Below are 26,579 nucleotides of genomic sequence, written 5' to 3'. Positions count from 1 at the left end.
TCCCCAAAAAAAAGCGTCATTCTGTTATTTGCGCGCGACTATAACGCCGCTCGCTTTATTCTTCAGCAGCCCGCCGCAAAAATGCCGCAGCTGTTGCGTTCGTGCATCATCCGTTGGCTCAGGCCGCTTCCCACTCGATCAAATGGCTGATATCGCTGCGCTGTTCGGGCTTGCGGCCTGCGGTGGCGAGGTGGTGCGAGGTGATCTGCGCGTCGGCGGCCAGCGGGCGGATCATTTCGAACACACGATCATATTCGGTGCGCGCGATCTTCCATACGCCATCTTCACGCCGGTAGGCATCGCGGTAGATCGCGCTGCCTATGGTGTGGCTACCCCGTTCCACGTCGATGAAGATATCCTCCAGATACCAGAGTCCCTCGGCGTCATTTTCGCCGGTCAGGGTGATTTCGGGCATGTGGCCGTGATGCATGGCAACCGCGCCGGAATGGAAGCTGTTCGCCAGAAATTCCAGCATATTGTCGCGGCCCGCCAACCGGACGCGATAGGTGCCGCCACGATAATCGACGGTCAGATCGTTGGTGAAGAGCGTGCCGAGCAGCGCAAGATCGGCGGTATCGATTCCCCGAAAATAACGATGCTTGAGGGTCCGGATATCTTCCAGATCGCTCAGCTGCTGCACAGTATAAGCCATCAAACCTCTCCATATGTGACGCGATATGCGATTATTATGCGTCCCCTATACCTGATCTGCGTAACAATCTGCAATGACCACTGCATTATGTCTGGCGAAGGATGGCGCAGATTGAGTATGGGGCCTATCCATGCGATGCGCCCGCTGCGCATTTCTCGAAACTGAAAGGATAGGGCCGTGGGCGAAACGGGTGTTGGCAAGTTTGCAATCGTCACAGGCGGCACGCGCGGCATAGGCGCGGCGATTGTGCGGCGTTTGTTGGCGGAGGGCTATGCGGTTGCGACCTGCGGGCGCACCGCGCCGGAAGAACCGATTGGGGTCGATGGAAAGACGGCGGAATTCGCATCCTGCGACATTCGCGATCCTGCGGCGGTGTCCGACTGGATTGCCCAGCTTGTCGCGCGCCATGGCCGCATCGACCTTGTCGTCAACAATGCGGGCGGATCGCCGCAGGCCGACGCTGCAACGGCCAGCCCGCGCTTTTCCGAACGCATCCTGCAATTGAACCTGCTCGCCCCGCTGCATGTCGCGCAGGCGGCCTATCCGCATCTGAAGGCCGTGGGCGGATCGATCGTCAACATCGCCAGCGTATCGGGCGCGCGCCCTTCACCCGACACCGCGATCTATGGCGCGGCGAAGGCGGGCCTGCTCAGCCTTACCACCAGCCTGGCGCAGGAATGGGGGCCGGATGTGCGGGTCAACGCCATCATCGTCGGCCTGATCGAGACCGAGACGGCCGAAATGACCTACGGCACGCAGGCGGCGCAGGATCGGATCGCGTCATCGATTCCGCTGAAGCGCATGGGCCGGGGCAGCGACATTGCCGAAGCTGTGGTGTTCCTGGGTTCGTCAGCCGCCGCCTATGTCAGCGGCGCGCGCCTTGAAGTTCATGGCGGCGGTGAACGGCCGCTGTTCCTGGAAATCGTCAAGGAAGAGGCCGCGAAGGCCTGATAAAGAAGGGCCGGGCGAGCCTGAACCCGCCCGGCCTTTGCTTCAGATACCCAGCAGCGCGCGCTGCTGCTCGCCCAGTTCGGGATTGCTCTGTTCCTGGAAGAAGGCGATACGGCCAGCGACCGCCTGCTCGGTCATTTCCGGCTGGCTCGAAATCCAGAATTTGCGTGCGGCAAGGCCCTCGACAAACACGCGGCAGCCTTCGTCCAGATCCATGCCGTAACTGGCCATCAAATGGGCCATGGTGGCACGGTGCCCCGAAGCGCTCTCCGGCTCGCCAACGCCTGCATCGGCGTCGAAGATGCTGGTCTTCAGCATGCCCGGAATGATCGAGCAGACGTTGATCGGTGCCTTGGCGACCTGCATCTCCAGATAGAGGCACTCGCTGAACGACTGGATGGCGTGCTTGCTCATGATATAGGCCGCCTGCGTCGGCATCTGGCCGAAGGAGCCAACGGACGCCAGATTCGCGATCCATGCTTCCTGACCCACGCGCAGCATGTGCGGAACGAATGCGCGGACGCCATGCACGACGCCATGGATGTTGACGTTCAACGTCGTTTCCCAGCGCGCCGTCGGGATTTCCCAGACATTGCCGATGGTCTCGATACCCGCATTGTTGATCAGCAGGCGAACCGCGCCATGCCGGTCGAACACGTCCTGCGCCAGCGCGTCGAGCGCTTCGGGCTTTGACACGTCCAACTGGATCGCTTCCGCCTTGCCGCCAGCTGCCACGATCTCGGCGGCAACCTTGTCGGCGCGGCCCTTGTCGATGTCGGTGACGACGACGGTCATGCCGATCTGGCCGCAGCGGCGGGCAAAGCCCATGCCGATGCCAGCGCCCGCGCCGGTAATGACGGCGACGCCGCCCGAAAAGACCTTTTCTTCTTCAGTCATGTTCATGCTTCTCCGAAAACCAGTAAGCTATTAGATAGAGCTCAATCCCGCAGGCGCAGCAGGCAGATAATGGTGATAATAGCCAGCCGTCCAGCCGCCATCGACCGCAAGTTCAGCGCCGCAGATGTAGCTGGCCTCGTCCGAACAGAGGAATAGGGTGGCGGCCGCGATTTCCTCAGGCTCGCCCATCCGCTGCAACGGCACGCGCTCATAGCCGTAATTCTTCGCATCGCCTTCCAGCGCATTGGGGTTGCCCATGGCCGTGTTGACGCCGCCGGGGTGAACCGAATTGACGCGCACGCCCTGATGGCTGAACTCCATCGCCGCGCTCTTGGTAAAGCCGCGAACCGCCCATTTGGAACTGCTGTAAAGCGATACCGCGTTCACGCCGCGAAGGCCGTCCACCGACGATATGTTGACGATGGCCCCGCGCCCGGCGGCGCACATCTTCGCCCCGACATGCTTCAGGCCCAGCATCGTGCCCTTGACGTTGATGCCCAGAACGCGGTCGATCTCTGCGACGGTCAGGTCAACGATCGGGCCGAAAGCCACGATGGCCGCATTGTTTACCAGCGCGTCGATCCGGCCATGGCGGGCCATGACTGCATCGACCAGCGCGGTCCAGCTGCCTTCGTCCGACACGTCGAGCCGCTGGAACATCGCCGCATCGCCAATATCGGCGGCCAACGCCTGGCCTTCGGCTTCCAGCACGTCGGCGATGACCACCTTAGCGCCCTCGCGCGCGAACAGGCGGATCGTCGCTTCGCCCATGCCACGCGCACCGCCGGTGACGATGGCGACCTTATCTTGCAACCTGCCAGTCATGATTCCTGCTCTTCCTTGCTGATCAAACTTACTGAATAAAGGCCTTGAACGCGTTCCAAGGCACGTCCGAGGTGTAGAGGGCGGCTTCGTCCATCGACCCAGCCGGAATATGGAAACCGTTCGTGTCCATCACTGTGTTGAATTGTGCAAGCGCCGTTTCGGGGGTCCAGTCCTTGTCGGTCGCGCGATAGCCGCGCGTGACGCCCGCGAACACGCGAGTATAGCCGCCCCCGCCCGCCGTGAACATCTCGCCATTGCACGGCGCGCTGTCATGGGCCAGCATCGCTACGACGGGGGCCACCGCCCGCGCGGGGAAGTCACGTTCCATCAGGCCGTGAATTTCCGGTCCCATTAGCTGCGTCATCCGGCTGCCCGCTATCGGCATGATGGCGTTGATCTTGACGTCCTTGCCCTGCGCTTGCGTCGCTGCGGCGAGGCCACGCGTCATGGCCCACACCGCACCCTTGGCGGCGGGATAGGGCACCGCACTGCCCATGCCGAACCATGACCCGGACGAGATGTTGACGATCCGCCCGAAATTGCGTTCCAGCATCCCGTCCCATACCGCGCGGCACAGGTAAAAGGTGCCGCTGGCCGACACGGCCATGTCGTTATCCCATTGCTCGTCGGTCACCGTCGACAATATACCCGATGCACTGACGATGCCCGCATTGTTGACCAATATGTCGACGCGGCCCCATCGCGTCAGCGCGTCCTGCACGATCGCCTCCGCACCCGCCGATGTCGCGACACTGTCGCCATTGGCCTCTGCGATCCCGCCAGCGTCGCGGATTTCGCGGGCGGCGGCGTCGGCATAGCCCTGATCGCTGCCCTCGCCCTGAAAATTGCCGCCAAGGTCGTTGACCAGCACCTTGGCCCCGCGCGCGGCGAGCAGGGCGGCATAGGCCTTGCCCAAGCCGCCTCCCGCACCCGTGACGATCGCCACCTTATCGTCGAAACGCAGATCAGACATCGGCCTCTCCTTTATCTTCCCGATCGCAACAGCGTCAGGCTTTCAAGATCATGTCGGCGGCCTTTTCGGCCACCATCATGGTCGGGACATTGGTGTTGCCGCCGGGCACGCGCGGCATGACCGACGCATCGACGACGCGCAGCCCCGCCACTCCGTGGACACGCAGCTGGGGATCGACGACCGCCATCGGATCATGTCCCATGCGGCAAGTGCCTACGGCGTGAATGTCCGAAGTCGCCGTCTCGCGCAGATAGGCGTCCAGCTCATCATCCGACTGGATGCTTGCGCCGGGCGCCAGTTCCTCGCCCCGGAAGGGATCGAAGGGCGCCTGCGCGAAAATGTTGCGCACCGCGCGGATGGCGGCGCGGCCCATCGCCATGTCGTTGGCGGTCGAAAGGATGTTGGGATCGATCGAGAGCGGCGCGGACGCATCCGCTCCCGTCAACTTGATCTCGCCCACGCTTTCCGGGTTCAGCAGGTCGATATGCGCGAAATAGCCATGATCCATGATGAGCTTGCGCCCCATCGCCTCATAAAGGGCCATCGCGAAATGCACCTTCACGTCGGGATATTCCGCGCCCGGCATGGTCTTCAAATAAGCGCCGATCTCCGCCGGAGGACTCGCCAGCGGCCCCTTCCGGAACAGCAGGAAGTTGGCGACCGCCTTCGCGGCGACCAGCGGGTGGAAAACGTTGAAGAGCGACACCGGCTGCGTGCAATATTGCTTCACGCTGACCGCCACATGATCCCGGTAATTCTGACCGACGCCGGGCAAGTGATGCACCACCGGCGCGCCAACCTGACGCAGATGGTCCGCGTCACCAATGCCGGACAGCATCAATATCCAGGGCGAATGGATGGCGCCTGCCGACAGAATAACCTCGCGCGTCGCGTTCGCCTGTTCAAGCTGTCCCGCGCGCCGCCAGCTGACGCCGGTTGCGCGCCCGTCCTCCACGATCACCCGCTCCACATTGGCGCCGGTGATGACACGCAAATTCGGCCGCTTGAGCGCAGGCGTCAGATAAGCGCGCGCCGCGCTCCATCGCCGCCCGGCCGACGCGGTGACATCGGCGGGCACCACGCCCTCGCGCTGCGATCCGCTGGGATCGTCATTATAGGGCACGCCCGCCGCCACCGCAGCATCGCGGAACGCCTTGGCCAGCGGATTGTGGATGCCCGGTCGCGAGACCAGCACCGGCCCGCCCCGGCCATGATAGCCTTCCTCGCCGCCGGGCTGGAAATCCTCCAGCTTCTTGAAATAGGGGAGCACATCTTCATAGCTCCACCCTTCATTCCCTAACTGCCGCCAGCCATCATAGTCCGCCGCCGCGCCCCGGTCATAGACCATGCCGTTGATGGAGGAGGAGCCGCCCAGCACCTTGCCGCGCGGCGTATACATCTGCCGTCCGCCAGCGTTCGCTTGCGGCACGCTGACATGCATCCACTGGAACATGCCGCGATACATGATCGGTAGCAGCCCGCCCGGCGCATGGATGAAAATGCTTTTATCCTTGCCGCCTGCCTCAAGCAGCAGCACGCGATTGCGCGGATTTTCCGACAGGCGCCCGGCCAATGCGCATCCCGCAGACCCGCCGCCCGCGATGATGAAGTCGTAACTATCGGCCATTATCTCTCCCGCGCGTCATGCTGACGTCTGTTGTGCTGTGCGATGCCGACGCCGCAGGGACTCGGCCGAATATGCCGGTGCAAGCGGGGTCGCATATGATGTCTTGCGTGCTGAATTGGTCAATATGATACGCAGGTCAAGCCGGATTTGCCCGGCCGCCCGCCATTGACCCGCGACCGACCGCTGCTATTGTCTACGCAAACAAACGCGCCATTCAGCGGAAGCTGCGGCATTCGCGTCGCTAAAATGCGGTGCCACGCTGGCCGGTTTGCACATATCAAGGAGAAGAGGATGTCCACCGAAACCCTGACCGCTGATCGCTTCGATCCGTTCAAACTCTATGATCCCGAGACGCTGGTCGCATCCGATCCCATCGAAATCGATGCGCCCGCGATGGTGGTGTGGAAAATCCTGACCGACATGCCGCGTTATGGCGAATGGAATCCCTTCTGCGTCTGGGCGGAATCCACGCTTGAGATGGGCGCGCCCGTCTATATGCGGCTGGTCAATTACGCCAATCCCGGCTCGCTCGCGCCCAATTGCGAATATGTCTGCGCGTTCGAACCGGGCCGCCTCCTGTCTTGGGAACTGAAGGATAGTGAAGCATGGCCCTATCCCGCCCGCCGCGATCAGATCATCGAGGAACTCGGCCCCGAAAAGTGCCGCTATCAATCGACCGACGCCTTCACCGGCCCGAACGGCATCCACGTCATGCGTTTCTGCGGCCCATGGGTGACGCGCGCCTTCAACGACTCAGCCAAGGCTCTGAAGGCCCGCGCCGAAGCGATGCACCGCAGCGAAATAAGCTGATCGCCGCTGCCAAGGGGTGAGGATAACTTTACGCCAGATCGCGGTATTCGAAGCCGTCGCCCGCACCGGCAGCGTGGCGGGCGCGGCTGACGAGATAGGCTTAAGCCCCTCGGCAGCGAGCATGTCGCTCAAGGACCTCGAAACCCACCTCGGCGTCCAACTGTTCGCCCGCTCCGGCCGCCGCATGGCTCTGACCGACCGGGGCCGCCCGATCCTTGAAATGGCTCGCGGCATCTTGGTCCAGGTCGCGGACCTTGAATCCCTCTCCCTGCCCGAAGAAGTGCGCGGACGGTTGCGCATCGGCGCGGCGGTTCCCGTCGGCGATTATGTGCTGCCCGGCCTTTGCGCCGCCTTCATGCGCCTGCACCCCGGCGTTCGCGTCGAAATGCGCATCATGCCGTCCCATGAAGTGATGGAGGGTGTGCGCAACATGGCGCTCGACATCGGCTTCGTCGGCGCGCCGGTCAACAGCAGCTATCTGGAGGCCGAGCCTTGGCTGCGCGACCGGCTGGTCGTGTGCGCCGCCCCGGACCACTCCCTCGCTGGCCGTCCCACGGTGCCGCTCGCGGACCTCGCGGACCAGCCATGGGCGCTGGAAAAAACCTTATCGAGCGAACGCATCTCGTTCACCGTCGAAACACTCAAATCCATGAACTCGCTCAACATCGTGTTCGAAGGCGAAAGCGTCGAAGCGATCAAGCGCATCGTGCGCGACGGCGCAGTGCTCGCCTGCCTTTCCAGCCTGACGGTGGCCGACGAGCTGGCGCGCGGGGAACTGGTCGAACTGGCCGTCCCCGAACTCGACTTCACCCGCATCGTCAGTCTGGTCAGCCGCCGCGACACGCAACAGCCCCATGCCTGCCGCGCTTTCCATCAATTCGCCCGCCAGTGGGGCAATAAACTGCCGGATCAGGAAAATCGGCCATCCTCTCCCTGATCCATCAGTTTTTCTGATGTCATGCGTCGGAATTACGAAATGGTAGCATCGCGTCCAAAGGCCTAATCTGGCCGCGCACGCCCGGTAGGTGTGTTCAAGGAGAGTGATGTGAAGGCCATGGTCTGCAGCGCGTTCGCGCCGGTCGAAAAGTTGCAACATGGCGATTTCCCCGAGCCACAAGCAGGGCCGGGGGAAGTGGTGATCGACGTGGCGGCCGCCGGGGTAAACTACCCCGACGTGCTGATCGTGCAGGGCAAATATCAGACAAAGCCAGCCCTGCCGTTCGTCCCCGGCAGTGAAGCAGCGGGGCGCATCGCCGCCGTTGGACCTGATGTAACAGGCTTCACTGCCGGAGACCGCGTCATCGCCTTCACCGGCAGCGGCGCTTTTGCCGAGCAGGTGCGCGTCCCCGCGACGCAGGTCTGGCCGGTGCCCGATAGCGTCGATCTGGAAGTCGCGGCGGGCATCTCCATCACCTATGGCACATCCTATCACGCGTTGAAGGACCGCGCGCAGTTGAAGCCCGGCGAAACGCTGCTGGTCCTTGGCGCGGGCGGTGGCGTTGGCCTCACCGCCGTCGAACTGGGCAAACATATGGGCGCGCGCGTGATCGCCGCCGCCTCCAGCCCCGAAAAGCTGGCTCTGGCGAAAGCGCAGGGCGCGGACGAACTCATCGACTATGCGCAGGAGGATTTGCGCGAACGCATCAAGCAGCTGACCGATGGGAAGGGCGTCGATGTCGTCTATGATCCGGTCGGCGGCCCCATGAACCTGACGGCGGTCAAAAGCCTCGCCTGGGGCGGCCGCCTGCTGATCATCGGTTTTGCCGGGGGCGAAATCCCCTCCATCCCCGCCAATCTTCTGCTGCTGAAAAGCGCGTCGGCAGTCGGCGTCCTCTGGGGCAACAGCGTCCGCGCCGATCCGGTCGGGCAGGGCGAAAACATGCGTCAACTGCTCGCCTGGCTGGCCGAAGGCGCATTGAAGCCCGTCATCGACACGCGCTTCGCCCTGCCCGACGCAGTGGCCGCGCTCCAGCATCTCGAAAAACGCAAAGTGAAGGGCAAGGTGCTCCTGACCCTCCAGACCGCGTCCTGAACAGGAAATCCCTCATGTCGCAAACAGTCAGCTTCCACACCCACGGCGCGATCGCCGAGGCGGTGATCGACAATCCCCCGGTCAACGCCACCTCTGCCAGCGTGCGGCAGGGCCTTGCCGAAGCCATCCGCAAGCTGGAGTCCGATCCCGCCCTCCACGCGCTCGTCATCCGTTGCGAAGGCAAGACCTTCATCGCGGGCGCGGACATCAAGGAATTTGGCAAGCCCATGGCCGATCCGGGCCTGCCGCTGGTCATGGAAATGATGGACCATTCGACCAAGCCGATCATCGCCGCCGTCCATGGTACGGTGCTGGGCGGCGGCCTCGAAGTCGCGCTCGCCTGCCATTACCGCATCGCCGCGCCGGGCACCAAATTCGGCTTTCCCGAAGTGAAGCTCGGCCTCATGCCCGGCGGCGGCGGCACGCAGCGGACGCCGCGCCTCGCTGGCCTTGCCACCGCAATCAAGCTGGTGACCGAAGGCAATCAGATCGGCACGGATGACGCGCTGAAGTCCAACCTCATCGATGCCGTAGCGACAGGCGGCGACCTCACAGCCGAAGCCCGCAGCTTCGCGGAAAAGCTGGTCGCGGAAGGGAAGGGCGCGCGCAGCTCCTCCACGCTCCCCATGCCCGCCGATGATCCGGCCCTGTTCGAAGAAGCCCGCAAAACCGTCGCCAAGAGGATGCGTGGCCAAACCGCACCCCTGCGCGCGCTCGAAGCCATGCGCCTAGGCTATGAACTGCCCTTCGACGAGGCGGTCAAACAGGAACTCGCCATCTTCCGCGAATGCATGAACGGGTCGCAGTCCAAGGCGCTGCGCCACCTCTTCGCCGCCGAACGCGAAGTCGCCCGCATCCCCGGCCTTTCGCCCGACACCCTGACCCGTAACATCGAGCGGGTGGGCGTCATCGGCCTTGGCGTCATGGGACGCGGCATCGTCATGGCGGTCGTCAGCGTCGGCATCCCCGTCATCGCCGTCGGCCTTGATCAACCAAACATCGACGCCGCGATGAGAGCCATCACCAAAATGTGGTCCTCCTCCGTCGCCAAGGGCAGCATGTCGCAGGAGACGATGGACAAGCGCCTCGCCCTCATCACCACCAGCGACGATCCCCGCGACCTGTCGCCCACGCAATTGGTGATCGAGGCGGTGACAGAAGACCTGGAAACCAAAAAGGCCGTGTTCGCGAAATTGGGTGAGGTGACGCCCGCCGGGACGATCCTTGCCTCCAACACCAGCTTCCTCAACATCGACACGCTGGCCGAAGCATCGGGGCGGCCCGAAGATGTCTGCGGCATGCACTTCTTCAACCCCGCCAATGTCATGCGCCTGCTGGAAAATGTCCGCGCCGCAAAGACGGACCCCGAAGTCGTCGCGACGATCATGGCGCTCGGCAAACGCATCGGAAAATTGCCGGTCCTGTCGGGCGTATGCGATGGTTTCATCGTCAACCGCATGCTCTCCAAGCGCTCACGCGAAGGCTTCTTCCTGGTGGAGGAGGGCGCCAAGCCCGCCGCCATCGACAAGGTGCTGCTGTCCTACGGCTTCCCCATGGGTCCGTTCGCGCTGGGCGACCTTGCGGGGCTGGACGTTCAGGCCGCCGCCCGCAAGGCCCGCGCCGCCACCGCGACGGAGCGCGAATTGCGCGCCGACTTCCCCGAACAGATGGTCGCCGCCGGACGCCTCGGCCAAAAGACCGGCTCCGGCTGGTACAGCTATGACGAAAACCGCAAGGCCAGCGCCAACCCGCTGACCGACGAGATGATCGCGGCCCATGCTGAACGCCACGGCCTCAAACTCCGAGAAATCGGCGAGGACGAAATCCGCGAACGCCTGCTCTACGCCATGGTCAATGAAGGCGCCAAGCTGCTGAGCGAAGGCATCGTACCGCGCCCGCACGAAATCGACGTAGCGCTGGTGAACGGCCTTGGCTGGCCTGCTTATACCGGCGGTCCCATGCATTGGGCCGACCAGATCGGCCTCGACAAGCTGCTCGCCACCATCGAGAAATTCCGCGCCGAACAGGGCGACGCCTATTGGACCCCAGCGCCGCTGCTGGAGCAATATGCGCGCGAGGGCAGGGGCTTCTACGCATGAGCTATGAGCCTAACGCGAAGACTGCGGACCTGCTCGCCCGCCTGCGCACCTTCATGGACGCGCACATCTATCCCCATGAGAAGGCCTATTATGAGGAGGTGGCGACCGGCGACCGCTGGGCGCACGTCACCCTGATCGACCGGCTCAAACCATTGGCGAGGGAAGCAGGCCTCTGGAACCTGTTCCTGCCCGAAAGCACCCACGGCGCCGGGCTCACCAACCTCGAATACGCCCCACTCTGCGAGGAAATGGGCCGCGTCCACTGGTGCCCCGCCGTGTTCAACTGCGCCGCGCCCGACACCGGTAATATGGAAACGCTCGAACGCTTCGGCACCGCCGAGCATAAGGCGCGCTGGCTGGAGCCCATGCTGGCGGGCGAAATGCGCTCCGCCTTCGCCATGACCGAGCCGCAGGTGGCCTCCTCCGACGCGACCAATATCGAAAGCTCGATCGTCCGCGATGGTGATGACTATGTCATCAACGGCCGCAAATGGTGGATTTCCGGCATGGGCGAGGCGGACTGCGCGCTCATGATCTTCATGGGCAAGACCGATCCGACCGCGCCCAAGCATAAGCAGCAGTCGATGATCCTGGTCCCACGCGACACGCCCGGCATCACCGTGCTGCGCCCGATGACCGTGCTCGGCTATGACGACGCGCCGCATGGCCACATGGAAATCCTGTTCGAGAATGTCCGCGTGCCCGCGTCCAACATGCTGCTCGGCGAAGGACGCGGCTTCGAGATCGCGCAGGCCCGCCTCGGCCCCGGCCGCATCCATCACTGCATGCGCATGATCGGCATGGCCGAACGCGCGCTGGAAGCCATGTGCCGCCGCGTGAAGAGCCGCGTCGCTTTCGGCAAGCCGCTCGCCGAACAGGGCGTCATCATCGAACGCATCGCCAATTCGCGCATCATGATCGATCAGGCGCGACTACTGACCCTCCACGCCGCGCATCGCATGGACACGGTCGGCAACAAGGTGGCGAAAGCCGACATCGCGATGATCAAGGTCGCCGCCCCCAACATGGCCTGCCAGGTCATCGACTGGGCGATCCAAGCGCATGGCGCGGCGGGCATCAGCCAGGATTTCTTTCTCGCGAGCTACTACGCCCACGCCCGCAAGATCCGCTTCGCCGATGGCCCGGACGAGGTGCACCGCCACCAGCTCGGCCGCCTCGAACTCGCCAAATATGACTGACGTCCGCACGCTCGACACCAGTCGGCTCGGCCCATGGCTCCACGCCTATGTGCCGGGCGCGCAGGGCGAAATCGGAGCGGAAAAATTCGCAGGCGGCCAGTCCAACCCCACCTATCTCCTTTCGGTGGACGGCGAACCGCGCTTCGTCCTGCGCCGCAAGCCCGATGGCGTGCTGCTCCCCTCCGCCCATGCAATCGAGCGCGAATATCGCGTCACCGATGCCCTGAAGGACAGCGCCGTCCCCGTCGCTCGCCCGCTCGCCCTATGCGAGGACGCCAGCATCGTCGGCACGCCCTTCTTCATCATGGCCTATGCGCAAGGCCGCAACTTCTGGGACGCCCGACTGCCGGACCTGACGCCCCCCGAGCGCGCCGCGATCTATGACGAAATGAACCGCGTCCTCGCCGCCCTTCACGCCATCGACCCGGTGCAGGTCGGCCTCACCGACTATGGCAAGCCCGGCAATTATTTCGCCCGTCAGGTCGCCCGCTGGACCAAACAATATCGCGCCACCCAGACCCAGCGGATCGATGCGATGGAGCAGCTAATCGATTGGCTCCCCGCCAACGACCCCGGCCTGGAAGCCAGCCGCATCGTCCACGGCGACTATCGCAACGACAATATGATCTTCGCCCCCGCCGAACCCCGCATCATCGCCGTCCTAGACTGGGAGCTCTCAACCCTCGGCCACCCCCTCGCCGACCTAGCCCAGCACCTGATGGCCTGGCGCGTCCCCAAGGAAGGCTATCGCGGTCTGTCCGACGCAGACCTCCCCACCCTCGGCATCCCGTCCGAAGCCGCCTATCTCCAGCGTTACGCAGAACGCAGCGGCGCAGGCCGGATCGACCCTGCCCATTGGCGCTACGCCCTCGCCTTCGCCATGTTCCGCAACGCCGCCATCCGCCAGGGCGTCTATCATCGTGCGATCAGCGGCAATGCGTCCAGCGAAGCCGCCGCCATCCACGGCGCCCGAGCCGGAGAAATAGCAAGCCTCGCCTGGCGCATCGCCTGCGGGGAAGAGGACGCGCATCTATGACAGAAAAACGGATCGACGTAGGCGGCTATCACCTCCGCGCTATGGAGCAGGGGGAGGGGCCGCTGGTCCTCATGATCCACGGCTTCCCCGGCCTCGCCTGGTCCTGGCGGCACCAGATGGAACCACTCGCGCAGGCAGGCTTCCGCGCCGTCGCCATCGACAGCCTCGGCTATGGCGGCAGCGACCGCCCCACCGATCCCGCCGCCTATGATGCCGACCATATGCAGGCCTATCTCATCGCCCTGCTCGACCATTATAAGGCGGACAAGGCGGTCATCGTCGGCCAGGATTTCGGCGCCCAATATGCCTGGAACCTCGCCGTCCGCGCGCCCGAACGCGTGGCGGGCCTCATCGCCACCATCCCCTATGACTATGACATGGCCGGACGCGCCATGCTCGGCAGCGCCCCACGCCTCCCAGCCGACGAGCCCGCCCGGCCAGAGGCATCCTCGCCCGACCGCCTCCCCAGCGAACGCTTCGCCGCCATGGCCGCCGAGCATTTCGTCCACTTCCACTATTTCATGGAAGCAGGCCCCGCCGAGCGCGAACTCGCTGACCGAGCCCCCGAATTCCTCGCCCGCCTCTTCTACGCCCTCTCATCAGAAGGCGATCTCTGGAGCTGGAAAACGGTCTCATCAGTAGGCAGCGGTTATCTAGACGTCCTGCCACCCGCACCACCGCTCCCCTGGCCCTGGCTCTCCCAGACAGAGTTCGACCGCTTCGTCAGCGAATATGTCGCCGCCGACCCGATGCTGCGCTTCATCGGCGGCCTCAACAGCTATCGCACCGCTGATGCAAACTGGCGCATCGGCGAGAAATGGGCCGACCATGATGTCGAAACGCCCACCCTGTTCCTCTATGGCGAAAAAGACCCATCCTTCGGCTTCTTCACCGATTGGGAAGCGCGGATGCGCCAACGCGTGCCGGGCCTGCGCGACATCATCGCGGTCCCGGAGGCAGGCCATTTCGTGCAACAGGAACAGCCCGCTGCGTTCAACAAGGCGCTGCTCGACTTCGCCCGCTCGGTGACGCGATGACCACCCGCTGGCCCATCGGCGGTCATCTCGGCCTCAGTTCCCCCGACCGGCCGATGCTCGCCCATCTTGCCCGCTCCACCAGCCCGCTCGACCAGCTCGACGCGCTCGCCGACCATGGCTTTCGCGGCGTGCAGGACCTGTTCCTGAAGCTCCGCCCGCCAGCCGAGCAAGCCGCCATGGCCCAACGAATGTCCGCTCGCGGCCTCGCCCTCTCTAGCTTCGGCGGCGACCCCATGCACTGGAACAAGCCGCTCTGGAGCACACAGGATGAGGCTGGCCGCGACGCCCTGCGCGCCAGCGTGGCCGACAGTATCGAACTGGTCGCCCGTTTCGGCGGCGGCGGCGCGGTGTGCGTCGCTGGCCTCGACGAGCAGCGCCCGCGCCCGGCACAACTCGCCGCAATGACCGAAAATCTGAAGCGCCACGCTGAACAGGCGGCGCGCGGCGGCCTGACGCTGCTCGTCGAACCCATCGCGCCCAGCCGCATTTCCGGCCTCCTGCTCGACCGGCTGGAGGATGCCGTGGAGATGGTGCGCGCCGTTGCCATGCCATCCGTCCGCCTGCTGTTCGACACCGGCCATGTCGCGATGATGGGCCATGACGTACCCGCCGCCTTCGCGTCCTGCGTTTCAGAAACCGGCCTTATCCAGTTCGCCGACATCCCCGGCCGCGTCGATCCCGGCCTTGGCGAACTGGACTGGCCCGCAATCCTTCGCCAGATTGAGCATCAGCACTATCGCGGCATGATCGAGCTGGAGTTTGAACCAGCGGACGCGACTGCGACTGGCGAAACGCAGATGCTCACCCGCTTGAAGGCGATGGCTATCCTCTGACCGGCGACTGCAACCGGCGCCAATGTCCTGATCTGTTCCTAATGACTGATCCTGCTCACAGCCCTTGATAGGCCCTGGCTCACCTCTTTGGTAAAAGGCCGCAAAGAGTGATCAGGAGAGTCTGCCCGATGAGAGTGGTTGCCAATCTTGCCCTATGTCAGGGGCATGCCCGATGCGAAGACCTGTGCCCGGAAGTGTTTTCGACCGATGCGGTGGAGGGCAAGGTCGTGATCGAAAACCCCGAATTTCCGCCTGAACTGGAGGATAAGGTGCGGCTCGCGGTGCGCAATTGCCCTGAAGGCGCACTCCGCATCGCGAAGGGGAACGCGGCATGACGGTCACCTATTTCCCCGCCGCGCCAACCCATGTCCCTGAAGACCTGATCCGCGATTTCGACTTCTTCGACATGCCCGCCGACGTGTCCGATCCGGTGCAAATCTGGCACGGCCTTATCCAAAAAGGTGCGCCGCCCATCTTCTACACGCCGCGCAATGGCGGTCATTGGGTGTTCCTGCGCTACGCCGACATTGCCGAAGCCTATCGCAATCACGAGATTTTCTCGACGCACAAGGCGCAGATTCCCCCGCTCGAACCCTATCCAATTCTTCAGCCCAACGGCGTCGATCCGCCACAGCATGACGTGTTCCGCAAATTGCTGGCCCCCATGTTCACCCCGCTTGCCGTCCGCCGGATGACGGACGGACTGCATAGCCGCGCCGAAAGGCTCATCTCTGGTTTCGCCGGGAACGGCGGCTGCGATTTCGTCAAGGATTATGCAGCCAAATTCCCGACCGGCACCTTCCTTGAACTGTTCGGCCTGCCGGAAGAGCGCCTGCCCGAATTCCTGCGCATCTCCGACACCTTCTTCCGCAGCACCGACCCGGACATTCGCGCCGCGAACCTGCTGGAAATCTTCGATGTGCTGGAGGAACTCTTCCGCGAGAAAGAGCTCAATCCGGGCACGGATATCGCCTCTACCGTCGTGCAGTCGCGCGACGCGGACGGCAATCCCTTCCCCTGGACCGACATCATCAACTGCGGCTTCCTGCTCTTCGTCGCGGGGCTCGACACGGTTACCAACACCATGACCTATGTCTGGCGCTACCTCGCGACATCACCGGACGCGCGGCAGAAGTTTCGCGACAGGCTGGACGATCCATCCGCATTCCTCCTCGCGATCGAGGAACTGATGCGGATCAACGCGGTCTCAAACATTTACCGCCGCGTCACCCATGATTGCGAGTTCAAGGGTGTGCAGTTCCGCCGCAACGACCGCGTCGTCCTGCCTAACACAGTGGCCAATCGCGACCCGAGAATGTTCAACGACCCGCAGACGATCGACCTCGATCGCAAGGTCAATAACCATGTCACCTTCGGCCTCGGACCGCATCGCTGCATCGGATCGCACCTCGCCAAGCGGGAAATCATGATCTCGCTACAGGAATGGCTGCGGCAAATTCCCGATTTCGAACTCGATCCCGATCAGGACGCGGAGTCCGTCTTTGGCGGCCCGGTCATGGGCTTCACCTCGCTCAAATTGCGCTGGTGACGACAAGGCGCGGGGGGCATCGCACAAGCCCTCCGCGCCCCTCACTCCATCAAAGCCGCCGACCGCTGCCGATATTCGCGCGGCGACAATCCCGTTGCACGGCGAAAGGCGCGCGCAAAGCTGTTGCCGTGGGAAAATCCGGCTTGCTCGGCCACCTGCTTCATCGGCACGTCGCCACGCGCCAGCAGCAGCTTCGACTGCTCGATGCGGTAGGTTTCGATATAGTCTGAAATCGTCTTGCCGGTCAGCGCCAGGAACTGCCGGTGCAGATGCCGTGTGCTGATCCCGCACAAGGCGGCAAGTTCGGCAACGCCGGGCATGGGCGCGCCTGCCTCTATCCGTTCGCGAATACGGCGGAACTGCCAGGGAGCGAGACGGCTTGCCGTCGCCGCACCCGCCGCCTGATGGAACACGCGGCCCAATTCTATCCGCACGAGCTGGAATAACGCTTCCATGGCCTCGTCCGAACGATCCACCGGATTGATGAGCTCCCGATGAGCAAGCCGCATCAGGCTACGCAGCGCGTCGTTACGGATATTCAGCAGCCCTTGCAGGAAAGGCAGCGAAGGCGCACCCGCCCCGATGATCGCCGCGCCATGCCGCTCATCGAACACGCATCGTACCACGCGAATTTGCCTGCCTTCCGATCGGCCGCCGATGGCGATGCCCGGATGACGGACGAACAATGCCCCCATGAAGCAGCGGCGATCGGGATCAATGTCGGGGAAATAGGCCGATGCATCGGCTGCCATCGGGGGGAGGGACATTTCCAGCATCAACTGCTGCTGCGTCTGCTCAAAACTCACCATGTCCGGCCAGTGCCATTCCACCAACTCGAACCGCCCGCCCGACACCGGGCAGGATTCGATGACTGTGGCGGTGAAGTCGATTTCGCTCATTGATCTTGGTCCTTAGAACGTCTCTTTCCCGGTTTGAACCATCCGTTCAAGACCACTTTTCCTCCGTTCGCCCTGAGCTTGTCGAAGGGCTCTACTTCTTCATAGGCTTCACGTCAGAGGGGAAGTGAAGGGCTTCGACTAGCTCAGCCCGAACGGGGGTAGGGGTATCTTACCCCTACCGCATCAACGCCCGCCAAGCCCCAGGCGGCCGCCCCGTCTCGCGCCTGAACGCAGCGCAAAAAGACGGCGCCCCCGCATAGCCCAACGCCCGCGCAACCTCCTCAATCGATCCCTTATCCTCCGTCAGCATCGCCTTAGCCCGATCGATCCTCCGCCGCCGGATCGCCGCACCCGGACTGATCCCCGTCGTCTGGTGAAAGCAGCGGATAAAATGATCCCTGCTGATCCCACACCGCTCCGCCATCGCATCGATCGACGGGGCAGGGCCGGGCGCATCAATCATCGCCAGCGCCACCCGCAGCGCCCGCGCGGATAGCCCGCCCCGCCGCCGCCCCGCGCGCTCCGTCGCCTGCGCAAGGAACCGCCGCAAATCGAGCAGGATCAGCGACACCAGCGCCTCCCCAATATCCGCGCTGTCACGTCCGGGATGCTCAACCTCCGCCGCCAGCCGCAGCATCGCCTCTTCGATCGACGGCGCATGCATGTCGAAACAGGCGCTCAGCGTCGCATCATCAAAACTGATCGCCGCCAGCGCCGGGGCAATCCGCTGGTCATCGAAGCGGACGCGGATGGTGTCGAACGCGCCTTGCGCGACATGAAACTCCATCGGCACGCCAGCCGGACGCAGTGCCAGCGCCCCCATGCGCGCGAACGGGCGGCGCGGGTCGCCTGCCTTTCGTCCCTCCGACCCGGTCAGCAGTCGCGATAGGCCCAGCATCAGGACCGACTGCGGTTCGATCATCTGGACCGTTTCTTCGCGCACTTCGGGAAAAGCGCATATCTCCACCACGGCGCCATCGACCCTCAGCGACCCGCGCACGAGATCGGCGCGCTGCCGCGCCTGCCGGATCGAAATGGCATCCATGCCCCGCGCTTATCATATAGCGATGAAAATTACGAGATCATGCGACAATCATGCGCATCGGCTTCGACGATCCTTGAGCCAGCCCTTCGGCGCCGGATAGCAATAGGCCAAGGAGAGTGCCCGCATGAATCGTCCGACCGGACCCATTGCGCCCGCAACGGACGCCATCGCTCAGGAAGAAACGCGCTGGCGGCAGGAAACGCGTGGTCCCGCCATCGAAGGGCGCCCGGAACGCCGCGATCCCTTCGTGACGCAGGCGCTTAAATGGCCGATCAAGCCGCTCTATACACCCGCCGACCTCGATGCGGTCGGCTTCGACTATATGGCGGACCTCGGCTTCCCCGGCGAATATCCCTACACCCGCTCAACCCGCCCCAACGGCCATCGCTCCGATTTCTGGACGATGACCCAGGTCACCGGCTTCGGCAAAGGCGAGGATTGGGCAAAGCGCGCCCGCTACATGCTGGATCAGGGCCTCTCCGGCCTCATCCTCGAATATGACCTCGCCACCACCAACGGCTATGACAGCGACGATCCCATCGTGGAGGGCGAAGTCGGCCGCGCTGGCATGGCGCTCGACAGTCTCGAAGACCTCGAAAAAGCCTTCGACCTCCCCTTCGACAAGCTCAAATATCTGATGAGCGTCTGCAACGCGCCGCAGCCGGTCAACCTCGCCATGATCATCGCCGCGCTGGAGAAGAAAGGCGTCGACCCGAAAGACTTCGTCCTTCACATCGTGAACGGCATCCTGATCGAATATACCTGCGTCGGCCGCTACATATATCCGCCTGAACATGGATTGCGCATCGCCACCGACTGCATCGAATATATCATCCGCAACCATCCCAATTGGGCGCCCATCTCGATCATCTCGGCCCAGCTCCAGCCCGCCAAGGCGAACCCGGTGCAGGAGATCGCCTATTCGCTCGCCATCGCCTGCGCCCATATCGACGCGGTGCTGGAACGCGGGCTCGATATCGACACGGTCGCGCCCTACATCAATCACTTCGTCGTCAATGTGGACATGGATTTCTTCGAAGGCGTCTGCAAGCTGCGCGCCTTCCGCAAATGCTGGGCGCGGCTGATGAAGGAGCGTTACGGCGCGAGCAAGCCCGACGCGCTGAAGATCCGCATGATGACCTCGCCCACCACCATCGCGCTGACGCTCCAGCAGCCGCTCAACAACATCGCCCGCCTCGGCATCATGGCGACCGCCTGCGCGCTGGGCGGGGCAGGGGAGGCGATGACCACCCCCCTCTACGACGAAGCCCACGCCCTGCCAGCCGAAAACGCCATCCGCGTCGGCGCGGCGATCCAGCATATCGTTGCCCATGAAACCGGCGTCGCCGAAACGATCGATCCGCTGGCAGGCTCCTATTATGTCGAGACCCTGACCAAGCAGATGGAGGACGCCGCCTTCGCCCAGATGGACAAGATCTTCGCGATGGGCGGCGCACTTAAGGCCATCGAGACCGGCTACATCCAGCGCGCGCTCGGCCGCGAACAATATGAGCGCAACAAGGATGTCGAGGAAGGCCGCCGCAAATGGGTCGGGGTCAACCACCTCACCCGCGAGGATGAAGAACGCGAAATCGAAATCTTCCGCCTCGATGACGCGATGGAGGAGCAGCAGATCCGCAAGGTCCGCGACCTGCGCGCCCGTCGCGATCAGCCCGCCGTCGCTGCCGCGCTGGAAAAAGTCCGCGAAGCCGCCCGCACCGGCGCGAACATGGTCCCGCCCTGCCTCGAAGCGGTAAAGCTCTACGCCACGCATGGCGAAATCTGCAACGCGATGCGCGACGTCTTCGGCGTTCACAGCGCCGACAGCCAGCTGATGGGGATTTGATCAGCATGACCACATTCAAACGCCCCTTGCGCGTCCTGCTCGCCAAGCTCGGCATGGACACCCACACGGTAGGCGTCACCGTCATCGGCCACGCCCTGCGCGAAGCGGGGATGGAGGTCATCTTCACCGGCCTCAAGCAAACCCCCGAAATGGTCTGCGCCGCCGCCATTCAGGAGGATGTGGACGTCGTCGGCATCTCCACCCTGTCCGCCGGTCACACCCGCAGCCTGCCCAAGCTCGCCCGCCTGCTCCGCGAAGCGGGCGCGGGCGACAAGCTGCTCGTCGCGGGCGGCGTCATCCCCGAAGAGGACAAGCTGATCCTCGAAGAAGCAGGCGTCGATCGCATCTTCACCATGGGTGCCGACACACGCGACATCGTCGCCTATCTCGAAAGCTGGTGGGCGCAGCGTCTGGCGGAGGACGCCGCCTGATGCGGCAGGGCGCGGCTGACATAGCCGACCGCCTCCTCGCCGGAGAAGTCGCGGCGGGGGCACGAGCCATCCGCTGGCTGGACGACCGCGACCCGCGCGTGGCAGAGGTGCTGGCGGCCATCTACCCGCACACCGGCCGCGCCCAGCTGGTCGGCGTCACCGGCTCGCCCGGCGCAGGCAAATCCACCCTCACCGACGCCCTCGTCACCGAATGGCGCAAGCGCGGCCAGCGCGTCGCCGTCATCGCCGTCGATCCATCCAGCCCCTTCACCGGCGGCGCGATCCTTGGCGACCGCGTCCGCATGAGCCGCCACGCGCTCGACCCCGGCGTCTTCATCCGCTCGCTCGGTACGCGAGGCCAGGCAGGCGGCCTGTCCCGCTCCACCCATGACGCCTGCCTGGTATTTGACGCCATGGGCTATGACATCGTCCTCATCGAAACCGTCGGCGTCGGCCAGGACGAAATCGATGTCGTGAACCTCGCCCACAGCACCGTCATCGTCGCGGTGCCGGGCCTAGGCGATGAAATCCAGGCGGTAAAGGCGGGCCTCATGGAGGCAGGCGACATCTTCGTCGTGAACAAGGCCGACCGCGATGGCTATGACGCCACCCACCGCCAGATGGAACTGATGCTCCACCTGCGCGCCCAAACCGTCAAAGACCAACGCTGGGAGGTGCCATTACTGCGCGCCGTTGCTGCAAAGGGGGAGGGGGCAGGCGCCATAGCCGACGCCATAGCCACCCATCGCGCCTTCCTGCAAAAACATGGCGACTTCACCGCTCGCAGCCGCCTGCGCGCAAGGGAGCAACTCTTCTCCCTCGTGCGCGACGCCCTCGCATCACGCGCAATGACCCTGTGCGGCGACGCCATCCTCGATCAGGTCGAAACGCGGCGACTTGATCCCTACGCCGCCGCAGAGCAAATTGTCGCAGCCCTTCCCGACAAGAGTGCCTCCGCATGACCAAGTCCATCTGCGCTCTGGCCCACAAGCCGGGCACCACTCGCGAAGATTTCCAGCATTACTATGAAGAAAATCACGCTCCGCTGGCGATCAGTCATTTCCCCTTTTCTGCCTACGCCCGCAACCACGTCACCGGGGCGCAGCTATTCCGCTGGGACACGATCAGCGAATTCTGGGCCGACGATATAGAGGCAGCGGCGGCGCTCATGGCCGGGCCGGTCGGAAAGATCATGGCCGCTGACGAAGAACGCTTCATGAACCGCCCCCTCATCGCCTCGGCTGGGGTCGAAGAAGTCATCCTTTCCCCCGGAGACCCCGCCGGGATCGACGGCCGCCGAACCGCCTTGCTCGTTCAAAATGCCACCGAAGGCGTCGATCTACGCTCAACGGTGATGAAGTGGGCGAAGGGATTCGCCCATAACATGCCCGGCGTCTCGATCGACTTCTTGAGCAACTGGACCGCCCAAGCCTTTCCAGCAAAGGCCGTCCTGTGGCTGCCGGGATGGCAAGCCCAGGCGGCCATTCCGTACGGTCTTTCCACCCAAACCCTACTGATCCGCCATGTCAAAACTCCGGCTGCCCAATTGCTGGGCGCCCATTCCGCCTCTCGTTAGGCGCCAAGATTGCCAGAGTGCAAATGTGCAACAGCGTAGATATAAACGTCAGATAATACGCAGATTGACGCAATCATCCTTGATGTAAGCGATAATTGCGACTAACGGAGCTGCATCGGACATGTTTATCCATGTTCGGGGTCAACAGGCGCTTTTTCCCGTGTGGCGCGTGCAGATAACGATAAAGAGCCGGGACTGTTGACCAAGAGCAGCATGTGTTGGGAGGATGTATGAAATCCATATTGCTTGCGGGCGTTACCGCAATTCTAGTGCCTTTTTCGGTTTCGGCGAACGCTCAGGAACAAAGCGCCGCTCAGGAACCATCGGCCACTCTCGGTGACATCGTCGTGACTGCGCGCCGCTCTGCGGAAACGCTGCAGGATGTCCCTGTCGCCGTCACCGCACTCAGCGGCGACTTCATCGAACGGCAGAATATCTCTGATCCGACCGATGTGCCAAATTTCGCGCCGAACATCACGATCGAACAGCAGCCGTCCAGCCTTTCGGCCGCGACCATCTATATTCGCGGCATCGGCAACAACGAACCTTCGGCCGTGTCCGAACAGGGCGTGGGCGTCTATCTCGACGGCGTCTACCTCGCCCGTGCGGCCGGTGCCGTGTTCGACCTTATCGATCTGGAACGGATCGAAGTGCTGCGCGGTCCCCAGGGCACGCTGTTCGGCCGCAACACCATCGGTGGCGCGCTCCAACTGATCACGAAAAAGCCCGCCAACGACATGCATGTCACCGCGAAGGCTGGCTACGGCCGCTTCAACGAATGGTATGCCCGCGCGCGTCTGGACACCGGCTATATTCTTGGCGACGTTCTCAAGGCGTCGATCGCCTATCAGCATCGCCAGGGCGACGGCTATGTGAACAACACGCTGACCCCGTCCTCGCAGGACCCCGGTTCGCTCAATGCGGACTCGGTCGCGATCGGTTTGCAGGCAGACCTTGGCGATCTCACGGTCAATTATAATTTCGACTATGACAATCGTAAGGGCACGCCCGCTTTCTTCCAGATCGTGGCGGCCACGCCGACCGCACAGGATTATTATTCGCAGTCGCCCAGTTTCGGCGGCGCGCCTTTCCTCGTCAGCCCGGATCGTCAGGGCACCGTTCAGCAGGCGGGTTTCACCGACCGCAACGGCAACTTCCGCTATGGCAGCAAGACCCGCGTGCAGGGTCATGGCCTGACGCTCAGCTATGAAGCAATTCCCGAGCTGACGCTCAAGTCGATCACCGGCTACCGGAAGTTCTTCCAGGACACCATCCTGAACCTGTCGGGTAACGGCGTGCTGCGTGGTCCAGTTGTCGATTTCAACTCGGCGACCCTTACCTCGATTCAGGATGTCGTTCCCTACACCGGTAACAACGCACCGCAGAAGCAATGGCAGTTCAGCCAGGAATTCCAGGCTCTCGGCAAGGTCGGTGACCTCAGCTACCTGCTCGGCATGTATTATTTCTACGAAAAATCGTCGGAATATAACCAGCAGGCTCTGACGATTTTGGCGCCGGTGGCCGCGCTTGATTTCTACGGCCTCCCCGCCGGCACCGCAGCAGCCGTGGCGGCAGCCAACCCGGGCCTGGCCACCGTTGGCATCAACGCCAACCCCGTTCAGGCATTCGGCGGCACGTCACAGTCGATGGCCCTGTTCGGCCAGGTCAGCTGGAAACCGTCCTCGCTCGACGACAAGCTGGAAGTCACTTTGGGCGGCCGTCACACCGCCGATGACAAGACCATCTATCTGGCCGGTGACGTCTTCCCCGTGCAGCGTGGCCGCCGCAGCTTCGACAACTTCTCCTGGCTGGGGTCGGTCAGCTTTGAGGTGATGGACGATGTCATGGTCTATGGCCGCGTATCGACCGGCTATCGCTCGGGCGGCATCAACCCGCGCGGCGGCAGCATCAACGGCTTCGATCTTGAAAAAGCCACCTCCTATGAAGCAGGCTTCAAGTCGCAATGGTTCGACAATCGCCTGCGCCTGAACGTCGCTGGCTACATCACCGACTATAACGATCTTCAGGTCCAGCAGTTCGCCGCAGGCAGCGGCGGCGCCACCTCGCTGATCGTCAACGCGGGCAAGGTGCGCCTGTCGGGCTTCGAAGCGGAACTGACGGCGGCCCCCTTCCGTGGCTTCCAGATCGACGGCTCGGTCGGTTATGTGAAACATGACTATAAGACCTTCCTCTTCCGCGATCCGGGCACCAACACGGTGGTGGACGTCGCTGACGAGGCACGGCCCCTCTACACGCCAAAGTGGAACGTCCATGTCGGCGCTGAATATTCGCACCCGATCGGCGACGGTGACACGCTCGTCCGTCTGCGTGGCGACTATTCCTATCGCACGAAGATCTACTTCAACGCGCTCGACAACACGGCGCCGTTCAACGAACAGATCGTTTCGCCCAGCCAGACCAACCTAAAGGCGCGTCTGTCTGTCGAAGGCTTCGATCTTGGCGGTGGTAAGCTCGACGTGGGCATCTGGGGCGACAATCTGCTGAACCAGAAGCGTCTGGTCTACGGCATCGACTTCGGCGCCCTGGGCTTCGCGGGCGCGACGTTCAACAAGCCGACCTCCTACGGCGTGGATGCCAAGATCGCCTTCTGACCTCAAAATCCTCCCTGCGCGAAGCGTAGGGAGGGGGACCAGCCACAGGCTGGTGGAGGGGAAAATGGCACAACCTGTGAGATTCCCCTCCACCATTCGCTTCGCGAACGGTCCCCCTCCCCATCTCACGATAGGGAGGATCAATGTCCGCACTTCCACCCTTTAACGAAGAACTGCCTTGCACTGCTCAGCCCGAACCGGGTCAAGCGAACAACGAAAAGACGCCCCCTGAATGGCCTCAGCGGCTACTCATCCCCTGCCATCCCAGCCCCAAGGCCTTCTGAACATTGATAAAACTGACCGTCAGTCCCGCCTCCGCCTGAACCCTCGCGTGCGAAGCCGCCAAAACCAGACGCCGTTGCTTTAAATAATCGATTCCCGAAATCGTCCCCGCCTCACTGCGCTGCCGCGCAAGCTCTGCTCCCATTGCCGCCTGCCGTTCGGCCCGCGCCAGATCGGTCAGGCTTTCGCGTTGCCGCTGAAACCGCGCCAGCGAACCCTCGGCATCCTGCAACGCATTCAGCACCGCCGCGCGGTAATCCGCCGCCGCCTCATCCCGCTGCGCCTCCGCCGCATCGATCCGCGCGCGCGCTTTCCCGAAATCCAGGAAAGACCAGCTGATCCGCGGCACCGCCGCCACCGTGAACTTGTCCAGATCGACCAGATCCTCCGGCGCCGATCCGCCCAGCCCGATCAGCCCCAGGAAGCTGATATGCGGAAAGCGCGCCGCATCCGCCACGCCGATCCGTGCGGTCTGGGCGGCCAGCTTGCGTTCCGCCGCGCGTATATCGGGGCGGCGCTGCAACAGGGCGGCCGGATCACTCACCGCGACCTCGGCAGGGGGCAGCGGCAGAGCAGCCGTCCGGTCGAGCAAGCCGTCCAGCGTCCCCGGCACCGCGCCGGTCAGCACCGCCAGCTTGTCCTTCAACGCGTCAATCTCGGCCCGCATCGGTGCCAACTGCGCGCGCGCCCGATCCCTGTCGGACTCCTGTTGCAGCAGTTCGCCTCGCGCAATCGTCCCGCGTTCAAAACGTTGGCTGGTGAGCGCGACCTCTTCATCCTGCAACGCCAAAGCCTCGACACCCAAGGACAGGCGCTGCTGCCGATCGCGCAGCTCGACATAGCTTTGCGCAACCTCCGCAGACAGGCTGACGCGGGCGTCGTCCAGCCCTGCCTCGCTCGCCGCGACATCGGCGCGCGTTGCCTCGATAGCCCGGCGGCCGCCGCCGAAAAGGTCCAGTTCCCAACTCGCATCGAAACCGACATTGTACAGGTCGAGCGTGGTGGCGCTCCCATCCTCCGACTGTCCGGGCAAGCGCGCCTTTGCATAGATGACGGAGCCGTTGATTGTCGGCAGCTCTTCGGCCCTTTTCTGGCGAAGAGCCGCGCGCGCCTGACGAATGCGCGCCGCTGCCGCGTCCAGGCGTGGGTTCCCGGCCAGCGCGCGGTCCATCAACTGGTTCAGCACCGGATCGCCAAGGCTCGTCCACCATGGCGCGGCCGCTTCCACTGGCCCGGACCCGGCGTCTCCGCGGACGAAATGCGGCGGTGGGGCAGGGGCCACGTCCGCAGGGCCGCGATAGTTGGGGCCAGCGGTGCAGGCCGTGGTCTGTAGCAGGATGAAGGCAAAGGCGGATCGGTTACGCATCG

Annotated in this window: 24 protein-coding genes; 16 read left to right on the top strand and 8 right to left on the bottom strand. The window is 63.6% G+C overall.

Annotated elements, in window-relative coordinates; all coding sequences use genetic code 11:
- Nucleotides 1-118 precede the first annotated feature (118 nt).
- Nucleotides 119-652 carry a nuclear transport factor 2 family protein gene (locus ACZ5TB_RS16150; RefSeq protein WP_464792707.1) on the bottom strand — a complete coding sequence of 178 codons (534 nt, stop codon included), beginning with the start codon at nucleotides 650-652 and terminating at the stop codon, nucleotides 119-121.
- A gap of 177 nt (nucleotides 653-829) precedes the next feature.
- Between ACZ5TB_RS16150 and ACZ5TB_RS16145 the strand changes: the two genes are divergently transcribed.
- On the top strand, nucleotides 830-1,603 hold the full coding sequence (locus tag ACZ5TB_RS16145) for an SDR family oxidoreductase (protein WP_464792706.1): 774 nt from the start codon (nucleotides 830-832) through the stop codon (nucleotides 1,601-1,603).
- Nucleotides 1,604-1,645: 42 nt separating this feature from the next.
- On the opposite strand, the gene ACZ5TB_RS16140 is transcribed toward ACZ5TB_RS16145, so the two are convergent.
- From ACZ5TB_RS16140 to ACZ5TB_RS16125, 4 genes are read right to left on the bottom strand one after another with little or no spacing between them, the layout of a single operon-like run.
- Nucleotides 1,646-2,500 (bottom strand): SDR family NAD(P)-dependent oxidoreductase, encoded by an 855-nt coding sequence (locus ACZ5TB_RS16140; protein WP_464792705.1) that lies wholly within the window; start codon nucleotides 2,498-2,500, stop codon nucleotides 1,646-1,648.
- A 30-nt stretch (nucleotides 2,501-2,530) separates the two neighbouring features.
- Nucleotides 2,531-3,325: a glucose 1-dehydrogenase gene (locus ACZ5TB_RS16135; protein WP_464792704.1), complete on the bottom strand. Its 795-nt coding sequence runs from the start codon at nucleotides 3,323-3,325 to the stop codon at nucleotides 2,531-2,533.
- A gap of 28 nt (nucleotides 3,326-3,353) precedes the next feature.
- Nucleotides 3,354-4,298 carry an SDR family NAD(P)-dependent oxidoreductase gene (locus ACZ5TB_RS16130; protein WP_464792703.1) on the bottom strand — a complete coding sequence of 315 codons (945 nt, stop codon included), beginning with the start codon at nucleotides 4,296-4,298 and terminating at the stop codon, nucleotides 3,354-3,356.
- A gap of 34 nt (nucleotides 4,299-4,332) precedes the next feature.
- Nucleotides 4,333-5,925, bottom strand: a complete 1,593-nt coding sequence (locus tag ACZ5TB_RS16125; RefSeq protein ID WP_464792702.1) for a GMC family oxidoreductase — start codon at nucleotides 5,923-5,925, stop codon at nucleotides 4,333-4,335.
- A gap of 291 nt (nucleotides 5,926-6,216) precedes the next feature.
- On the opposite strand from ACZ5TB_RS16125, the gene ACZ5TB_RS16120 reads away from it, so the two are divergent.
- From ACZ5TB_RS16120 to ACZ5TB_RS16075, 10 genes are all read left to right on the top strand, one after another.
- A complete protein-coding gene (locus tag ACZ5TB_RS16120; RefSeq protein WP_464792701.1) occupies nucleotides 6,217-6,735 on the top strand; it encodes an SRPBCC domain-containing protein in 519 nt (172 codons plus the stop codon).
- A gap of 16 nt (nucleotides 6,736-6,751) precedes the next feature.
- Complete coding sequence (locus tag ACZ5TB_RS16115; protein ID WP_464792700.1) at nucleotides 6,752-7,672, top strand: LysR substrate-binding domain-containing protein; 921 nt, start codon at nucleotides 6,752-6,754, stop codon at nucleotides 7,670-7,672.
- A gap of 108 nt (nucleotides 7,673-7,780) precedes the next feature.
- Nucleotides 7,781-8,767 (top strand): NADPH:quinone oxidoreductase family protein, encoded by a 987-nt coding sequence (locus ACZ5TB_RS16110; RefSeq protein ID WP_464792699.1) that lies wholly within the window; start codon nucleotides 7,781-7,783, stop codon nucleotides 8,765-8,767.
- Between the two features lie 14 nt (nucleotides 8,768-8,781).
- A complete protein-coding gene (locus ACZ5TB_RS16105) occupies nucleotides 8,782-10,866 on the top strand; it encodes a 3-hydroxyacyl-CoA dehydrogenase NAD-binding domain-containing protein (RefSeq protein WP_464792698.1) in 2,085 nt (694 codons plus the stop codon).
- Nucleotides 10,863-12,065, top strand: coding sequence for an acyl-CoA dehydrogenase family protein (locus ACZ5TB_RS16100; RefSeq protein WP_464792697.1), 1,203 nt, complete (start codon nucleotides 10,863-10,865; stop codon nucleotides 12,063-12,065). The genes ACZ5TB_RS16105 and ACZ5TB_RS16100 overlap by 4 nt, the downstream gene beginning before the upstream one ends.
- Nucleotides 12,004-13,101: a phosphotransferase family protein gene (locus tag ACZ5TB_RS16095; RefSeq protein WP_464792696.1), complete on the top strand. Its 1,098-nt coding sequence runs from the start codon at nucleotides 12,004-12,006 to the stop codon at nucleotides 13,099-13,101. The genes ACZ5TB_RS16100 and ACZ5TB_RS16095 overlap by 62 nt, the downstream gene beginning before the upstream one ends.
- A complete protein-coding gene (locus tag ACZ5TB_RS16090; protein WP_464792695.1) occupies nucleotides 13,098-14,138 on the top strand; it encodes an alpha/beta fold hydrolase in 1,041 nt (346 codons plus the stop codon). The genes ACZ5TB_RS16095 and ACZ5TB_RS16090 overlap by 4 nt, the downstream gene beginning before the upstream one ends.
- Complete coding sequence (locus ACZ5TB_RS16085; RefSeq protein ID WP_464792694.1) at nucleotides 14,135-14,971, top strand: TIM barrel protein; 837 nt, start codon at nucleotides 14,135-14,137, stop codon at nucleotides 14,969-14,971. Before ACZ5TB_RS16090 ends, ACZ5TB_RS16085 begins: the two co-directional genes overlap by 4 nt.
- Before the next feature lie 128 nt (nucleotides 14,972-15,099).
- Complete coding sequence (locus tag ACZ5TB_RS16080; protein WP_464792693.1) at nucleotides 15,100-15,306, top strand: ferredoxin; 207 nt, start codon at nucleotides 15,100-15,102, stop codon at nucleotides 15,304-15,306.
- Complete coding sequence (locus ACZ5TB_RS16075) at nucleotides 15,303-16,520, top strand: cytochrome P450 (protein WP_464792692.1); 1,218 nt, start codon at nucleotides 15,303-15,305, stop codon at nucleotides 16,518-16,520. Before ACZ5TB_RS16080 ends, ACZ5TB_RS16075 begins: the two co-directional genes overlap by 4 nt.
- A 41-nt stretch (nucleotides 16,521-16,561) precedes the next feature.
- Here the strand turns inward: ACZ5TB_RS16075 and ACZ5TB_RS16070 are convergent, their stop codons facing one another.
- Both ACZ5TB_RS16070 and ACZ5TB_RS16065 read right to left on the bottom strand, forming a co-directional pair.
- The gene (locus ACZ5TB_RS16070) at nucleotides 16,562-17,419 is read right to left on the bottom strand and encodes a helix-turn-helix transcriptional regulator (RefSeq protein ID WP_464792691.1); all 858 of its coding nucleotides are present in this window, start codon (nucleotides 17,417-17,419) and stop codon (nucleotides 16,562-16,564) included.
- 175 nt (nucleotides 17,420-17,594) lie between these two features.
- Nucleotides 17,595-18,464, bottom strand: coding sequence for a helix-turn-helix domain-containing protein (locus tag ACZ5TB_RS16065; RefSeq protein ID WP_464780521.1), 870 nt, complete (start codon nucleotides 18,462-18,464; stop codon nucleotides 17,595-17,597).
- Nucleotides 18,465-18,588: 124 nt separating this feature from the next.
- Between ACZ5TB_RS16065 and ACZ5TB_RS16060 the strand changes: the two genes are divergently transcribed.
- The 5 genes from ACZ5TB_RS16060 to ACZ5TB_RS16040 all read left to right on the top strand — a co-directional run bounded on the left by ACZ5TB_RS16060 (nucleotide 18,589) and on the right by ACZ5TB_RS16040 (nucleotide 24,929).
- Nucleotides 18,589-20,310, top strand: a complete 1,722-nt coding sequence (locus ACZ5TB_RS16060) for a methylmalonyl-CoA mutase family protein (protein WP_464792690.1) — start codon at nucleotides 18,589-18,591, stop codon at nucleotides 20,308-20,310.
- A gap of 5 nt (nucleotides 20,311-20,315) precedes the next feature.
- The gene (locus tag ACZ5TB_RS16055) at nucleotides 20,316-20,741 is read left to right on the top strand and encodes a cobalamin B12-binding domain-containing protein (RefSeq protein ID WP_464792689.1); all 426 of its coding nucleotides are present in this window, start codon (nucleotides 20,316-20,318) and stop codon (nucleotides 20,739-20,741) included.
- The gene (gene meaB / locus ACZ5TB_RS16050; protein ID WP_464792688.1) at nucleotides 20,741-21,703 is read left to right on the top strand and encodes a methylmalonyl Co-A mutase-associated GTPase MeaB; all 963 of its coding nucleotides are present in this window, start codon (nucleotides 20,741-20,743) and stop codon (nucleotides 21,701-21,703) included. The genes ACZ5TB_RS16055 and meaB overlap by 1 nt, the downstream gene beginning before the upstream one ends.
- Nucleotides 21,700-22,317, top strand: a complete 618-nt coding sequence (locus tag ACZ5TB_RS16045; protein WP_464792687.1) for an EthD domain-containing protein — start codon at nucleotides 21,700-21,702, stop codon at nucleotides 22,315-22,317. The genes meaB and ACZ5TB_RS16045 overlap by 4 nt, the downstream gene beginning before the upstream one ends.
- A 230-nt stretch (nucleotides 22,318-22,547) precedes the next feature.
- Nucleotides 22,548-24,929, top strand: coding sequence for a TonB-dependent receptor (locus ACZ5TB_RS16040; protein ID WP_464792686.1), 2,382 nt, complete (start codon nucleotides 22,548-22,550; stop codon nucleotides 24,927-24,929).
- Between the two features lie 238 nt (nucleotides 24,930-25,167).
- Here ACZ5TB_RS16040 and ACZ5TB_RS16035 read toward each other — a convergent pair whose 3' ends face one another.
- Nucleotides 25,168-26,577: an efflux transporter outer membrane subunit gene (locus ACZ5TB_RS16035; protein ID WP_464792685.1), complete on the bottom strand. Its 1,410-nt coding sequence runs from the start codon at nucleotides 26,575-26,577 to the stop codon at nucleotides 25,168-25,170.
- Nucleotides 26,578-26,579: the final 2 nt, after the last annotated feature.

Source organism: Sphingobium sp. TomTYG74, from assembly GCF_055393875.1.
This window is presented reverse-complemented; position numbering and strand designations above follow the sequence as displayed.

Excerpts from the sequence above, each read along its gene's own strand:
- ACZ5TB_RS16150 (WP_464792707.1), bottom strand. The coding sequence starts at position 652 with ATGGCTTATACTGTGCAGCAGCTGAGCGATCTGGAAGATATCCGGACC.
- ACZ5TB_RS16140 (WP_464792705.1), bottom strand. The coding sequence starts at position 2,500 with ATGACTGAAGAAGAAAAGGTCTTTTCGGGCGGCGTCGCCGTCATTACC.
- ACZ5TB_RS16135 (WP_464792704.1), bottom strand. The coding sequence starts at position 3,325 with ATGACTGGCAGGTTGCAAGATAAGGTCGCCATCGTCACCGGCGGTGCG.
- ACZ5TB_RS16130 (WP_464792703.1), bottom strand. The coding sequence starts at position 4,298 with ATGTCTGATCTGCGTTTCGACGATAAGGTGGCGATCGTCACGGGTGCG.
- ACZ5TB_RS16125 (WP_464792702.1), bottom strand. The coding sequence starts at position 5,925 with ATGGCCGATAGTTACGACTTCATCATCGCGGGCGGCGGGTCTGCGGGA.
- ACZ5TB_RS16120 (WP_464792701.1), top strand. The coding sequence starts at position 6,217 with ATGTCCACCGAAACCCTGACCGCTGATCGCTTCGATCCGTTCAAACTC.
- ACZ5TB_RS16105 (WP_464792698.1), top strand. The coding sequence starts at position 8,782 with ATGTCGCAAACAGTCAGCTTCCACACCCACGGCGCGATCGCCGAGGCG.
- ACZ5TB_RS16100 (WP_464792697.1), top strand. The coding sequence starts at position 10,863 with ATGAGCTATGAGCCTAACGCGAAGACTGCGGACCTGCTCGCCCGCCTG.
- ACZ5TB_RS16095 (WP_464792696.1), top strand. The coding sequence starts at position 12,004 with ATGGCCCGGACGAGGTGCACCGCCACCAGCTCGGCCGCCTCGAACTCG.
- ACZ5TB_RS16090 (WP_464792695.1), top strand. The coding sequence starts at position 13,098 with ATGACAGAAAAACGGATCGACGTAGGCGGCTATCACCTCCGCGCTATG.
- ACZ5TB_RS16085 (WP_464792694.1), top strand. The coding sequence starts at position 14,135 with ATGACCACCCGCTGGCCCATCGGCGGTCATCTCGGCCTCAGTTCCCCC.
- ACZ5TB_RS16080 (WP_464792693.1), top strand. The coding sequence starts at position 15,100 with ATGAGAGTGGTTGCCAATCTTGCCCTATGTCAGGGGCATGCCCGATGC.
- ACZ5TB_RS16075 (WP_464792692.1), top strand. The coding sequence starts at position 15,303 with ATGACGGTCACCTATTTCCCCGCCGCGCCAACCCATGTCCCTGAAGAC.
- ACZ5TB_RS16070 (WP_464792691.1), bottom strand. The coding sequence starts at position 17,419 with ATGAGCGAAATCGACTTCACCGCCACAGTCATCGAATCCTGCCCGGTG.
- ACZ5TB_RS16065 (WP_464780521.1), bottom strand. The coding sequence starts at position 18,464 with ATGGATGCCATTTCGATCCGGCAGGCGCGGCAGCGCGCCGATCTCGTG.
- ACZ5TB_RS16060 (WP_464792690.1), top strand. The coding sequence starts at position 18,589 with ATGAATCGTCCGACCGGACCCATTGCGCCCGCAACGGACGCCATCGCT.
- ACZ5TB_RS16055 (WP_464792689.1), top strand. The coding sequence starts at position 20,316 with ATGACCACATTCAAACGCCCCTTGCGCGTCCTGCTCGCCAAGCTCGGC.
- meaB (WP_464792688.1), top strand. The coding sequence starts at position 20,741 with ATGCGGCAGGGCGCGGCTGACATAGCCGACCGCCTCCTCGCCGGAGAA.
- ACZ5TB_RS16045 (WP_464792687.1), top strand. The coding sequence starts at position 21,700 with ATGACCAAGTCCATCTGCGCTCTGGCCCACAAGCCGGGCACCACTCGC.
- ACZ5TB_RS16040 (WP_464792686.1), top strand. The coding sequence starts at position 22,548 with ATGAAATCCATATTGCTTGCGGGCGTTACCGCAATTCTAGTGCCTTTT.
- ACZ5TB_RS16035 (WP_464792685.1), bottom strand. The coding sequence starts at position 26,577 with ATGCGTAACCGATCCGCCTTTGCCTTCATCCTGCTACAGACCACGGCC.